The organism is Enterococcus sp. B2E4, from assembly GCF_030499455.1.
In the GTDB taxonomy this organism is placed as follows: domain Bacteria; phylum Bacillota; class Bacilli; order Lactobacillales; family Enterococcaceae; genus Enterococcus_D; species Enterococcus_D casseliflavus.
The window spans coordinates 163596-176981 of record NZ_JAUKPK010000006.1; the positions used below are offsets into that span (position 1 = coordinate 163596).

Sequence of the window (13386 nt, forward strand, 5' to 3'; positions counted from 1 at the left end):
TGGCACAAGTTATTTTTCTTCGCTGCGAGAGCTGTCAGGTAAAATAAGATTCAAGAAGATTCCTAGGACAGTTGCTAACGCCATTGCGGATAAGGTGAAGGTCCCGACCGTGAAGACAAGCCCGCCGATTCCTACCACAAGGATCACTGACGCAATGATCAAATTCTTTTTACGATCAAAATCGATTTTATTGTCGATCAAAATTTTTAACCCGCTGGCAGCGATGACGCCAAAGAGCAGGAAGCTGATCCCTGAGATGACTGGACCAGGAATACTTAAGATCAATGCGCTTAGTTTTCCAACGAAGCCTAGTACGATGGCTAGAATTGCCGCACCACCGATGACGAACACACTGTGGACCCGTGTAATTGCTAAAACCCCGATGTTTTCTCCGTAACTTGTCACTGGGGGTCCCCCAACGAGACCGGCTGCGATTTGAGCAAAACCATCGCCCAAAAGTGTTCGGTTCAAGCCTGGCTCTTCAAAAAAGTTCCGCTTGGTTAATTTGTTCAAGACCATCAGATGACCGATGTGTTCGGTCATGGTAACAAAAGCGATCGGCGCCATCGTCGTGATCGCATTCAGATACAGTTTTGGTTCATAGTTAATGAAGGGAATCTCGAAGCTCGGCATGCCAAACCAGTTGGCGTCAATGATGGGCTGTACATCGACGATTCCCGCTGCTAAGGCGATCAAGTATCCGCCCACGATCCCCAGAAGGATCGGAATCAGTCCTAAGAACCCTCGCAGAAACATATTGAAGAAAATCGTTAATCCTAAGGTAGCCAACGCTACCAGAATGTACTTGAAATCGTAGACTGAGTCATTGTACATCGCATTCTGAGCTGCGTTAGCGGCTAACCCTAATCCAATCACCATAATCACAGGACCGACAATGATCGGTGGTAAGATCTTATCCAACCAAGCAGCACCTGCACGTTTAATGATCATCGAAACGATCACGTAGACCAACCCAGTCGTGATGGCGCCTTGTGCGATAGCTGGGTAGCCGTCAGATTTCATCAGCATCTGCATCGCTGCGATAAACGCAAAGCTGCTGCCTAGATACGCTGGAATCTTCCCTTTCGTCGTAACCAAGTAAACCAATGTTCCAATACCTGAACTAACTAAAGCGATGCTGGGGTTGATCCCAACGAGGATCGGAACTAAAACGGTTGCCCCAAACATCGTGAAAAGATGTTGTAAGCTTAGGCCTAACCAAGGCAGTGCTTTGGGCCGATCTTTGATGTCTAAAACTGCGTCTGGATTACGAAATTCTTGCTTCTGCATGTTGCTGTCACTCTTCTTCCTAGTCGTTTTCTTTATTGATCATGATCCGGTCAGAACCATCTGATTCTTCCATCTCCACGATAATTTCTTCACTTAAAGCAGTTGGAATATTTTTTCCAACAAAATCTGCCCGAATCGGCAGTTCACGATGACCGCGGTCAACTAAAACGGCGAGTGAGATTCTTTTTGGTCGACCAATATCCATGATGGCATCCAAAGCTGCCCGAATCGTCCGTCCTGTAAACAAGACATCATCGATCAAGATGACTTCTTTGCCATCAATGGCAGTCGGGATGTCTGATGAATGGATCTCTGGATCATCTTCTGTCTTTTTGTCATCTCGGTACAAGGTGATGTCCAATTCACCGACAGGTACTTCTACGCCTTCTAGTTGTTTTAAACGTTCTGCTATTCGTTGCGCGATATAGATGCCGCGGGTTTTGATCCCTACCAGCACCAAGTTATCAATGCCTCGATTTCTTTCAATAATTTCATAGGTGATCCGCGTTAACGCTCGTTTCATTGTTACTGCATCTACTACTTCTTTCGCTGCCATATGTTATTCCCTCCTAATTTTGAACATAAAAAAACTCCTACCTGCTTGAGGTAGGAGTCATGTTTTCCGATCGTTGCCTAAAATCCCATTCTGTGGATTTTGGGTACACGTTATCATCTAGTAAGGGTTCGAATCTCCAACGCGGGAGTCGTCTGCTTACTCATTCCTTCTTAGCCTCACGGGACTACATTTAAAGGAGCTATTTAGTTGTTACAATTACTATACAGTTCTCACACAAAAAAATCAATCATTTTTTCGCAATTTTTTTAACGTGTCGGCGAACAGCTCTGGTAATGGCGCTTCAAAGACTAGCGACTCGCCTGTTGTTGGGTGGGTGAAGCCTAGAAGCTTGGCATGTAAAAACTGCCCATTGCCTTTTAGCGTGCGTTTAGGTCCATATAGCGGATCGCCAGCTAGCGGAAAACCGATGTACTGCATGTGGACTCTTATTTGATGGGTTCTTCCTGTTTCCAGCTGTAGTTCTACTAAGGTGAACTGCTCGAAGCGCTCCAACACGGTGAAGTGAGTGACAGCGGGTTTGCCATTTTCGATCACGGCTTGCATTTTGCGATTGACTTTTGATCGACCGATTGGTGCATTGATGGTGCCTTTTTCGTGGCTGATCGTACCATGAACCAATGCTACGTACTTGCGTAACGATGTTTTGTCTTTCAATTGTTTCGCTAACGACTCATGTGCCTGATCATTTTTGGCGATCATTAACAGACCCGACGTATCTTTGTCGATTCGATGAACGATTCCTGGCCGAACAACATCATTGATCGTGGATAAATCATCCATATGGTACAATAACGCATTAACCAAGGTGCCATTTGGATGCCCAGCGGATGGATGAACCACCATCCCTTGCGGTTTGTTGATGACTGCCACATCAGCATCTTGATAGACGATCGTCAAAGGAATATTTTCTGGTTGTAAATCTACAACTTCAGGTTCTGGTACTTGGATGATCAAGTGATCACCTGCTTTTACCTTATAATTTGCCCGAACCGTTTCGCCCTTCAATGTGACCGCATCTTCTTTTAGCCACTGCTGGATTTGTGACCGACTATGATTTGGCAAGCGTTCAGCCAACACTTTGTCGACCCGCCCTTTTTCTTCTTTAATGATTACTTCAATTTGCTTTTCCATTTGATTCTCCTTGTTTCCCTTTTGCTTCGTCATCTACCAGTGCATAAATAAAAATCAAGATCACCCCGAAAACTAATGACATATCAGCGATATTGAAAATTGGGAAATTGATAAAATCAAGCTGGAACATATCGACCACAAAGCCATGCTGCAACCGATCGATAAAATTACCGATCGCCCCACCTAGAACAAACGCCAGTCCGAAACGAAACCATAGGCTGCTTTTTTGGTAGCGAAACAATAGGTAAACAACAACAGCAACCGCGATAACCGTGATGATCGCAAAAAAGGTGATTTTTCCTTCTAGAATACTCCAAGCTGCGCCCGTATTCTGAAGATAGGTCAGGGACAACACATTGTCGATCAGAGAATGTGTTTCACCCAGTTGATAATTGGCAACGATCCAAATTTTCAGCCATTGATCCAAGCCAATGACAACAGCACTTAACAAAAAAAACAACGCGATCATAAATTTTCCACTCTTTCTTCTTTAAAAATATCTCGCGGACGGATGATGCCCAAGAGATTTCCATTCGGATTTTTATCCTTGGTGATCAAAACCGCCTCAAGCAGGGCATTTTTTTGAAACAATTCTTCCACTTCTACGATGGTCGTTTCAGCCGACACGAAACAATAATTCGATCGTTTCCCATCTCCTGCTAATAATTCATCTGCCGTTCTGCCTGCCAACTTGATTTCACCATGGAGGCTTTCTTTCGCTAACCAGTATCCCAGCATCCGCAAGGTGATCAAGCCCAAAAATCGACCATTATCATAGATCGGAAATTGTGAATAGCGCTTTTGGGCAACGATTTTCAATAACTCTGGTAATGGCAGGTGCTTTTCAAAACCAGTCACTCGTTTCGCAAAACGCGGCATGACTTTTTCAGGTGCCAGTAAGGAGCGTTCAATTTCTTGGATGCGATTGACAACCCATTCATTCGGTTCCGCAATGACAAAGTTTTCTCCGATTTTTTCATGTACGATGGCATTGCGCAGCTGAGCCATTTGTAATAGATCATCTTCTGCTCTTCTGACATTGATATTTTTGCTTTTTGACAAGCGACGAACCATTTCAGAAAAACCCATATTCCGCGGATTATCCAATTCGTCACGAAGCCGCTTTTCGATTCGATTAAAACTGCTCAAAAATTGATCTGCACCACTAGCCATGAGGAACCTCCTTGATAAGATACGCTTTTTTTAAATAAATCAAAACAAAGACAAAATATGCCACTAAATACACACCGACAAAAAGCAACGAGTAAAGGGAGATGGATAATAAGCCCAATACCCCCATCATGAGAAAAAGGCTTAAATAAAAGCCGATATATATTCTTTTAAGCGCAGGATTCATCACGACCTCCAGCTTGAGCGCTGATTGGCCTTTTGGTAACTGAAAAGGCTGACTTTCTAAAAAAAACATGCGCACACGAATCGGCGTCTGCTCAGCTAGCGCCAAAAAAATCGTTTGCTGATGATTGATGGCAGCGATTCTTTTTTTCCTTGCATGACCTCCAAGGGACTGCCCATTCCATAAAAACCAGTCCTCCTAGTTAGTTGTAGCTCCATTGACAAAGATCACCTCAATTGGTTAAGTATACTTGATTATCAAAAGAAAGAAAATAGACATTTGCTTGCTTCCTTGATTATTATAACAAGAAACCCTACTTTTATCTTCCATCACGTCTAATGAACGAGAAAAAGACGAATGCCGCTTGCACCCGTCCTTTCAAATCATCTCTTTCCGTTTTTCCGTTTCAAATGCCGCGAATGCCTTCTTTGTTTGTGATAGCTCTTTTAGAAAAGACCGATCGCTTGGCCATCAGAAGTCACGTCCATATTGATGGCGGCAGGTTTCTTCGGTAATCCTGGCATCGTCATCACGGCACCTGTCAAGGCTACGATAAAGCCAGCCCCTATTTTTGGCACGAATTCGCGAATCGTTACTGTAAAGTCATCTGGTGCGCCCAATCGTTTTGGATCATCACTGAAGGAATACTGGGTTTTTGCCATACAGATCGGCAGCTGATCCCAGCCTTGTTCTTTGAAGCTTTGCAACTGTGCCTTGGCTTTCGGCGCAAACTCAACCTCTGCCCCGCCATAGATCTCACGCACGATCAAAGAAGCTTTATCCGCTAAAGGCAAATCGTCGGTATACAAGCGTTGATAGTTGGCAGGTTTTTCCTCGATTACTTGAACCACTGCTTTTGCTAGATCCGTTCCACCTGCACCACCGTCTGCCCAAACGGCTGTCCGTGCGATGGGGACGTCGATTTGCTGGCACATGGTTTCGACTAGTGTTCGCTCCGCTTCGGTGTCTTGTGAGAACTCATTAAGCGCAACGACAACTGGAATCCCGTATTTACGCATGTTTTCAACATGTCGCTTTAAATTACTGAAGCCTAACTCTAATGCTTTTAAGTTTTCTGTCAATAAATCAGCCACAGCGATCCCACCATGCATCTTCAGTGCTCTGATCGTCGCTACTACTACGATCGCATCTGGTGCCTTTGATAAGTTCGGTGTTTTGATATCAAGAAATTTCTCTGCCCCTAAGTCAGCACCAAACCCAGCTTCGGTCACCGTGTATTCGCCTAAGTGCAAAGCCGTCTCGGTTGCGATGACACTATTACACCCATGGGCAATATTCGCAAAAGGTCCGCCATGGATCAGCGCAGGGGTTCCTTCAATCGTTTGAACAAGATTCGGTTTGAGGGCATCTTTTAAAAGTAAGGCTAAAGCACCTTGGACCGCCAGATCTTTTACGTAAATCGGTTGTTTCTCAAAAGAATAACCAATTAAAATCTTTCCTAATCGCTCTTTTAAATTATCAATGCTTGTTGCCAAGCACAAAATCGCCATGATTTCACTAGCAACGGTGATGTCAAAACCGTCTTCTCGGGGAACGCCTTGTAACGGTCCCCCTAGACCGACGATCACTTGTCGTAACGCTCGATCATTCAAATCGACAACCCGTTTCCATGTGACCCGACGTCCGTCGATCCCCAACTCATTGCCTTGCTGGATATGGTTATCGATCAATGCAGACAAGGCATTGTTTGCTGCTGTGATCGCATGCATATCGCCAGTGAAGTGTAAGTTGATGTCCTCCATCGGCAACACTTGTGCTTTGCCGCCGCCGGTGGCGCCGCCTTTGATGCCCATTACTGGTCCTAAAGATGGCTCACGTAAGGCGATGACGGTTTGCTTGCCGATTTGATTTAACGCATCTGCAAGTCCAATGGTCACGGTTGACTTGCCTTCTCCAGCGGGTGTCGGACTGATCGCTGTGACTAAAATAAGTTTACCCAGCGGATTGTTTGCTTTTTCGTTGATTGCCGACCATTCGATTTTTGCTTTATATTTGCCATAAAGTTCCAGATCATCGCCTGTTAAACCAAGTGGTTCAGCAATTTTAATAATCGGTTTAGGCATTGATTCTTGTGCAATTTCGATATCTGATTTCATTTTTACCCTCAATTCACGAACTATTTAGCACTTTAAAATGTATTTTGTTTGCTATGATCTTATTATACTTGATTTTATTCAGAAAGAAAGAGTGATTTTTCACACTTTTACAAGAAGTTTCACGAATCCTTTATGTAAACAAAAAACAACGTCCCTCCTAAGGCTGTAACGCCAAAAGGAGTGATCGTTGCTTTCTAGATTCCTATGAATTACTCGTTGGTTTTGACCTGCACCCTTTTTTCAGGGATTTTTTCTTGAAAAAAAGTTTCTAACCATGCCACATCTTTTTTACGCAACGTGAAGGTATACGTTTTTTGATGATCGGTAATGCTTATTAAACGGTTTATAATTTGCCATTTTTCTATCTCAGGTAAAGAAATAAGGCTTTTCTTCCATAAGCGCGCATAGCGAATCAGGAGCAAATCATTCCTGATGAGCATGCTTCGGTGAATCCCTAACCATACAAAAAAGAAAAAGACGGCTAAAACGAGGTTGCTTTTCCAATAAGGTCTGGTATTTTCTAACGAAAGAATCAAACTGATAAATAATATCATCATAGTAAACGACCAATAAATGATCGCTGTAGCAGCTTCCGGTTGCCAATACAATTTACGCTTCATAAAAGTTCCTCACAACATAAAATTTCTAGTATACTATCTTTATCATATCAAAAAAGGGTGAGACAATGTTAAAAGTTTATCTTGATGCTTCCACGAAAGGCAACCCCGGCCCTAGTGGCGGTGGAATCGTCATTGTCGGTACTGATCTGCATGAACAAATTGCGTTTCCGCTACCTGATTCAACCAACCACCAAGCAGAGTTCGCTGTGATGGTCAACGCGTTGCAGCTGCTGATTGACAAAGGTTTACAGGAACAGACAATTATGCTCTATACCGACAGCAAAGTCGTTGCGCAGACCATCGACAAGAATTATACCAAAAACCCTGCTTTTTCTGATTATTTAACAGAAATTCAATACTTGTTGAAACAGTTCGCTTTAGCAATCATCCAATGGGTCCCTGAGAGTCAAAACAAAGGTGCCGACCATTTGGCACGCCAAGGATTAGCAAAAGCGATGAAATTAAAGGATCGGAGACAATAACCGAGAGAAGTTTTGTTTGAAGCGCAACCAGTAAGATTGCTTCGCCAAAATTTCATCCGTCAGTAATGTTGATTGTGCCATATCTTCTTCAAAGAAGCCTTTCAACGTTTGCGTGACATCGTGATCGTAGGCGAAGGCATTGACTTCAAAATTCAAGGCATAACTCCGAATGTCTTGATTCGTCGTCCCAAAGGAACTAATGGTATCATCCATCATGACCGTCTTCGCATGGAGGAAACCATTGTTATAGATGTAGATTTTTGCACCACGGCGATGCAAGTAATTAGCATAATGCTGTGTTGCCCGATAAATGAATGGGTGGTCAGGCATACATGGAATCATGATTCGGACGTCTACACCTGAGTGGATGGCAATTTCCAATGCGTTCATCATACTGTCATCAGGAATCAAATAAGGCGTTTGGATCCAAATCGATTCTTTGGCAGCTAAGATCATTTTTACAAAACCGCCTTTGAGAATTTGGGTCTCACTTTCAGGCCCATCAGCGACGATCTGCAAATCGACATTTCCAGAGCGCTCTTTCGGCGGTAGAATAAAGTAACGATCCTCGTATTCCAGCTGATCCTCTTCTCTTTTTACAGATGCGTTCCAGTCACGAATAAAAATCTCTTGTAGTGTAAAACTGGCAGTACCTACGATTCTCGCATGGGTGTCTCGCCAATAGCCAAATTTGGCCTTTTTCCCTAAATATTGATCGCCGACATTAAAGCCGCCAGTCCATCCGATTTGACCATCGATCACAACGATTTTTCGATGTAGATGGTAGTTCAATCGTGTGTTGCGGATCAGGTTCTTCGAAGTGATGAAAGGCACGACTTTTCCACCGGCATCAATCAACGGTTGAAAGAATTTCCGATTGGCCTTCGGTGACCCCCATGGATCATAGACCAAACGCACTTCAACACCTTCACGGGCTTTATCGATCAAGATTGACAAGAATTGGCCACCGATCTCATCATTAAAAAACGAATAATACTCCACATGCAGATTATCTTCTGCTTGCTTCATGTCCTCAAACAATGCTGCAAATTTTTCTTTTCCATCTGTATAAAATTCTACTTTGTTTCCTTTCGTCAAGGGCGATTCATCAAGGTTCTTAAAATAGCGCTCTAATAGATGATTGTCATCTGAGTAAGGATGTTCAGGAAAAGAATAATTGTGCACTTTGATGATTTGATTCAACTCATTGATCCTACTTTGGTGGTGCTCACTAAATTTATAAATAATTTCTCCGTCGATCCCCCGACCACAAAACAAGTACAACAAGAACCCGATGCCGGGGATGAATACCAACGTCATCATCCAAGCAAAGACACTTGCAATCGAGCGTGGTTTCCGAAAAACAGTAATAAAGGCAGCGATCGTATTAATAAACAAAAGTGCCAATAATACCGTGGAAATCATGCTCATATCCATTTTTATCATAGTTTCCTCCTATATCCTGTAACCCTATAATAGGTAACTGTGATCGAAAGCAAGCTTCAATTCATAGTCCCCTAGTGTTTCTTTGATTTTTTGTTTCAGCATTTCTTCGATTTCTTGATCACTATACGCCGATTTTGCGGGAATCACTAAATCAAAAGCCAACAGATCTCCTTTGACCTGAAAATCATGCATCCGTAACTGTGGGTCAACGAAGCGAATGATCTTTGACACTTCTTTTTTTAAATGCCGATACTGCTGATCTTGAATTGGTACTGGATCAAGATGACAGACCAGGTCGACCTTTAAAGATTGATGAAAATCTTGTTCAATCGCATCAATCACCTCATGCGCTTCTCGTAAAGACCACGTTTCATCCACTTCGATATGCACACTGGCAAAGCGATTTTTCGGTCCATAATTATGAACCAGTAAATCATGGTAACCGAGAATCGTCGGATAGTGATCCAAGCGTTGCTCCATGGCAGCTACTTCTTCTTGGGTTGGGCGTGCCCCTAATAATTCGTTGATAAAGGAACGAATCATTTTGATTCCGCTAATCAAAATATACAAGGCAATCAGACAGCCGACAAAGCCATCGATACGTAGGCCAGTCAGCCACTCGATCGTCGCTGAAAACAAAACTGCCCCCGTTGTATACACATCGTTGAGACTGTCTTGTCCGCTGGCTTTAAGTGTTTGAGAGCCGATCAGGTTCGCCAGTTTGCGGTACATCGCTCCCTGCCAGATTTTGATCAAAATCGATAAGACCAAAACGATAAACAATAGTGGGGAAAGACGGATACTCGTCGGTTCCATGATGCGTTGCACAGAGCTGATGAGAAATTGGCCGCCAACAAACGTGATGATCAAAGATACTACAAACCCACTGATGGCTTCAAATCGCTCATGACCATATGGATGTTCACTGTCGGCTGGTTTCGCAGAGATCCGAAAACCGATCAATGTTAAAATAGACGAAGCGGTATCTGAAAGACTGTTGATGGCATCTGCCATAATCGAAACAGACTGGGCAGATAAGCCAATGATAAATTTCCCAGCAAATAATAGTAGGTTGGAAAGCAACCCGAGGCTACCTGCTAACTTCCCGATGGCTGTACGTTCGTAGACACCATTTTTTTTGCTGCGATTTAAAAAAAAGTTTAGCAAATCATCACCCTCTCAAAAAACCATCTTTCTTATTTTACCCCGAAGGAATTCAATTAAACAACTATTCGTATCGTTTTTTCGAAAAAAAAGCGAATTCCCTTCAATTATCAAACGCATTTTCAGATAACACGTAGGAAAAAAGGAAAAAGATAACGGAAGGGTCTCCCCCTCCGTCATCTTCGTTCAAAAAAGGAATGTGTTAAAGACCTACGCTCCTCTTTCACCTATCTTCTTAAAGGAAAGGAACTCGCGGGTACAGATTCAACCATAGTGTGCTTACTTGGCAGCTAACCACGCTGCTGCTGTCTCAAGTGCTGCTGCGATTCCTTCTGGATTCTTCCCGCCGGCTTGTGCCATATCAGGACGGCCGCCACCGCCGCCGCCAACTTTAGGTGCGATCTCTTTGATCAAATCGCCTGCTTTCAATCCTTTTTCGTTGGCTGCTTTGTTCATGGCAGCTAAAAGATTCACTTTGCCATCATTCGCGGTAGCTAACACTAAAATATCAGAATGGTCTTTTTGTTTCCATTGGTCAGCTAGTTGACGTAATTGGTTCATGTCCTTTACAGTCACTTTGGCTGTGATCAGACGCAGACCATTTACTTCTTTGACATCCTTGAAAACATCCCCTGCTTGCTGGTTTGCTAACTTGCTGGCAAGAGCTTCGTTTTCTTTTTGCAATTCACGCAGCTGCGCTTGCAGTTGTTCTGTTTTGGCAACGACTTCTTTTAATTGGGCGGATTTAACGATCCCTGCAATTGCTTTTAATTGCGCTTCTTCTTCATGCAATAACGTATAAGCTTCTTGACTAGTCACTGCTTCGATCCGACGAACACCAGCACCGATCCCTGATTCAGAAACGATTTTGAAAATACCGATATCCTCCGTATTTGCTACATGGGTTCCCCCACATAATTCGATCGACCAATCGGCAACATTGACGACGCGAACGTCATGCCCATATTTTTCACCAAAGAGTGCCATCGCTCCCATGCCTTTTGCGGTATCGATATCCGTTTCGATCGTCACAACAGGAAGAGCTTCCCAAATTTTCTGGTTGACGATTTGTTCCATTTGGCTCAGCTCTTCGCTGGTCACTTGCCCAAAATGACTAAAGTCAAAGCGCAAATGTCCTGGAGCAACTAATGAACCTGCTTGGTTCGCATGGCTGCCTAATACTTCTTTTAAGGCTTTATGCAATAAGTGAGTCGCCGTATGATTTTTAATGATCTTATTGCGACGATGCTGATCCACTTGTAAGAAATAGTTCACGCCTTCTTTTAGTGGCGCTTTGATTGTAGCAGTATGCAAGAACTGACCGTTCGGTGCTTTTTTGACATCCGTCACTTCCGCTACAATCGTACCATCTTCTGCTACGATCGTGCCTGTATCCGCAACTTGTCCACCCATTTCTGCGTAAAATGGTGTTTCGGCAAAAATCATTTTTGCTTCACCTGTCGAAACAGAATCATGTAACGCTTCGTCTTGGATGATCACTAATAATTCGCTGTTTGCTTCAAGTGAATCATAGCCAACGAAACGGCTGTCTACTTTGATATCTGTCAATAAAGCGGATTGTACGCCCATTGAAAGCTCCGTTTGTCGAGCCGCACGAGCACGGGCACGTTGTGCATCCATTTCTTGTTCAAACCCTTGGTGGTCCACTTTCAACCCTTCGTCTTCCGCCACTTCTTCTGTCAATTCAACTGGGAAGCCGTAAGTGTCATACAATTTGAAAATATCTTGACCAGCTAACGTATCTTGACCGTCTGCTTTTACTTGGGCGATCACTTGATTTAAAATATCTAACCCTTCATTGATCGTTTCATGGAAACGTTCTTCCTCGTTGCGGATCACTTTCTCAATAAATTCTTGCTGTTCTAGTACTTCAGGATAGTAGCTTTCCATGATCTCGCCAACGATCGGTACTAATTTGTATAAGAAGGCAGTATCGATCCCTAATTTTTTCCCATGCATGACTGCACGACGTAATAAACGACGTAAAACATAGCCACGGCCTTCATTTGAAGGAAGTGCCCCATCGCCGATCGCAAAAGAAAGCGCGCGGATATGGTCTGCAATCACTTTAAAGGAGATATCTGTCGTTTTGCTGTCGCCGTAGTTCACACGACCGCTTAAATCTGCCACTGCATTAATGATCGGCAGAAACAAGTCTGTTTCAAAATTGGTTGGTGCATTTTGAACGATGGAAACCATTCGTTCCAGCCCCATCCCCGTATCAATGTTTTTATGTGGTAGTGGTTCATAGGAGCCATCTGGTTGATGATTGAATTCTGAAAAGACCAGATTCCAGATTTCCAAATAGCGTTCATTTTCGCCACCAGGGTAGTTTTCGGGATCATCTTCCGCTACGTCATTAAACTCAGGACCACGGTCATAGAAAATCTCTGAATCCGGTCCACAAGGTCCTGCACCGATGTCCCAAAAGTTGTCTTCAATCTCAACGATATGCTCTGGTGGTAAGCCGACTTCTTCTGCCCAAATCCGTTTTGCTTCTGTGTCTTTTGGATAAACCGTGACATATAATTTGTCTGGATCAAAAGCCATCCATTCTGGTGAGGTCAAAAACTCCCATGCCCAATGGATCGCCTCATTTTTGAAGTAATCGCCGATTGAAAAGTTGCCTAGCATTTCAAACATCGTATGATGTCTTGCTGTTTTCCCAACGTTTTCAATGTCGTTAGTCCGAATCGATTTTTGCGCATTGGTAATTCTTGGGTTTTCAGGAACAACACTGCCATCAAAATATTTTTTTAGCGTTGCCACCCCTGAATTGATCCATAACAGGGTTGGATCGTTGACTGGAACAAGGGACGCACTCGGCTCGATGGAATGTCCTTTTGATTGAAAGAAGTCCAAAAACATTTGGCGTACTTCTGCACTGGATAATTGTTTCACGTTATTCTCCTACTTTCTTCTGTGTTCGCTTAAGATACAGGGGCTGACAAAATTGCTGGTAAGGCGCTCTTATTCCTGTAGAGTCATTTTGACGATAAAAAAACACCATTGCAGAGCAAGGACGTCGATACGCGGTACCACCTTGCTTGCAATGATGTGACTCATTACCTCTTAGACTCGTTAACGCGGAGTGGACGGCAACATTTCTGCTGCAGTTGAGCACCAAAGGGAGCAATCCGTCCGAATTCATGTTTTTCTCTCAGCAATGAAAAACTTTCTGTAA

At 43.4% G+C, this 13386-nt stretch carries 12 protein-coding genes; 1 reads left to right on the forward strand and 11 read right to left on the reverse strand.

All coding sequences use genetic code 11. From position 1 onward, the window contains the following. Positions 1 to 9: 9 nt before the first annotated feature. From Q1X33_RS07390 to Q1X33_RS07425, 8 genes are all read right to left on the reverse strand, one after another. Entirely contained in the window at positions 10 to 1290 is a 1281-nt protein-coding gene (locus tag Q1X33_RS07390) for a solute carrier family 23 protein (RefSeq protein ID WP_005226119.1), read from the reverse strand. A gap of 19 nt (positions 1291 to 1309) precedes the next feature. Next, complete coding sequence (pyrR, locus tag Q1X33_RS07395; protein WP_005231374.1) at positions 1310 to 1846, reverse strand: bifunctional pyr operon transcriptional regulator/uracil phosphoribosyltransferase PyrR; 537 nt, start codon at positions 1844 to 1846, stop codon at positions 1310 to 1312. A gap of 243 nt (positions 1847 to 2089) precedes the next feature. Beyond that, positions 2090 to 2998 carry an RluA family pseudouridine synthase gene (locus Q1X33_RS07400; RefSeq protein ID WP_005226121.1) on the reverse strand — a complete coding sequence of 303 codons (909 nt, stop codon included), beginning with the start codon at positions 2996 to 2998 and terminating at the stop codon, positions 2090 to 2092. Next, entirely contained in the window at positions 2982 to 3467 is a 486-nt protein-coding gene (lspA, locus tag Q1X33_RS07405) for a signal peptidase II (RefSeq protein WP_005226122.1), read from the reverse strand. Before lspA ends, Q1X33_RS07400 begins: the two co-directional genes overlap by 17 nt. Then, positions 3464 to 4171, reverse strand: coding sequence for a CBS domain-containing protein (locus Q1X33_RS07410; protein ID WP_005226123.1), 708 nt, complete (start codon positions 4169 to 4171; stop codon positions 3464 to 3466). Before Q1X33_RS07410 ends, lspA begins: the two co-directional genes overlap by 4 nt. Further along, complete coding sequence (locus Q1X33_RS07415; protein WP_241761356.1) at positions 4164 to 4355, reverse strand: hypothetical protein; 192 nt, start codon at positions 4353 to 4355, stop codon at positions 4164 to 4166. The genes Q1X33_RS07410 and Q1X33_RS07415 overlap by 8 nt, the downstream gene beginning before the upstream one ends. 443 nt (positions 4356 to 4798) lie before the next feature. Next, the gene (locus Q1X33_RS07420) at positions 4799 to 6469 is read right to left on the reverse strand and encodes a formate--tetrahydrofolate ligase (protein WP_005226126.1); all 1671 of its coding nucleotides are present in this window, start codon (positions 6467 to 6469) and stop codon (positions 4799 to 4801) included. 209 nt (positions 6470 to 6678) lie between these two features. Beyond that, positions 6679 to 7089, reverse strand: coding sequence for an EbsA family protein (locus Q1X33_RS07425; RefSeq protein ID WP_005231379.1), 411 nt, complete (start codon positions 7087 to 7089; stop codon positions 6679 to 6681). Positions 7090 to 7154: 65 nt separating this feature from the next. Here Q1X33_RS07425 and Q1X33_RS07430 point away from each other — a divergent pair, with 65 nt between their 5' ends. After that, positions 7155 to 7571 carry a ribonuclease HI family protein gene (locus Q1X33_RS07430; protein WP_005226128.1) on the forward strand — a complete coding sequence of 139 codons (417 nt, stop codon included), beginning with the start codon at positions 7155 to 7157 and terminating at the stop codon, positions 7569 to 7571. Here the strand turns inward: Q1X33_RS07430 and cls are convergent. The 3 genes from cls to alaS all read right to left on the reverse strand — a co-directional run bounded on the left by cls (position 7551) and on the right by alaS (position 13103). Beyond that, on the reverse strand, positions 7551 to 9017 hold the full coding sequence (cls, locus tag Q1X33_RS07435) for a cardiolipin synthase (RefSeq protein ID WP_015509734.1): 1467 nt from the start codon (positions 9015 to 9017) through the stop codon (positions 7551 to 7553). The genes Q1X33_RS07430 and cls overlap by 21 nt on opposite strands. A 24-nt stretch (positions 9018 to 9041) precedes the next feature. Beyond that, positions 9042 to 10184 (reverse strand): cation diffusion facilitator family transporter, encoded by a 1143-nt coding sequence (locus tag Q1X33_RS07440; RefSeq protein ID WP_005231381.1) that lies wholly within the window; start codon positions 10182 to 10184, stop codon positions 9042 to 9044. 276 nt (positions 10185 to 10460) lie between these two features. Beyond that, a complete protein-coding gene (alaS, locus tag Q1X33_RS07445) occupies positions 10461 to 13103 on the reverse strand; it encodes an alanine--tRNA ligase (RefSeq protein WP_005226131.1) in 2643 nt (880 codons plus the stop codon). Positions 13104 to 13386 lie beyond the last annotated feature (283 nt).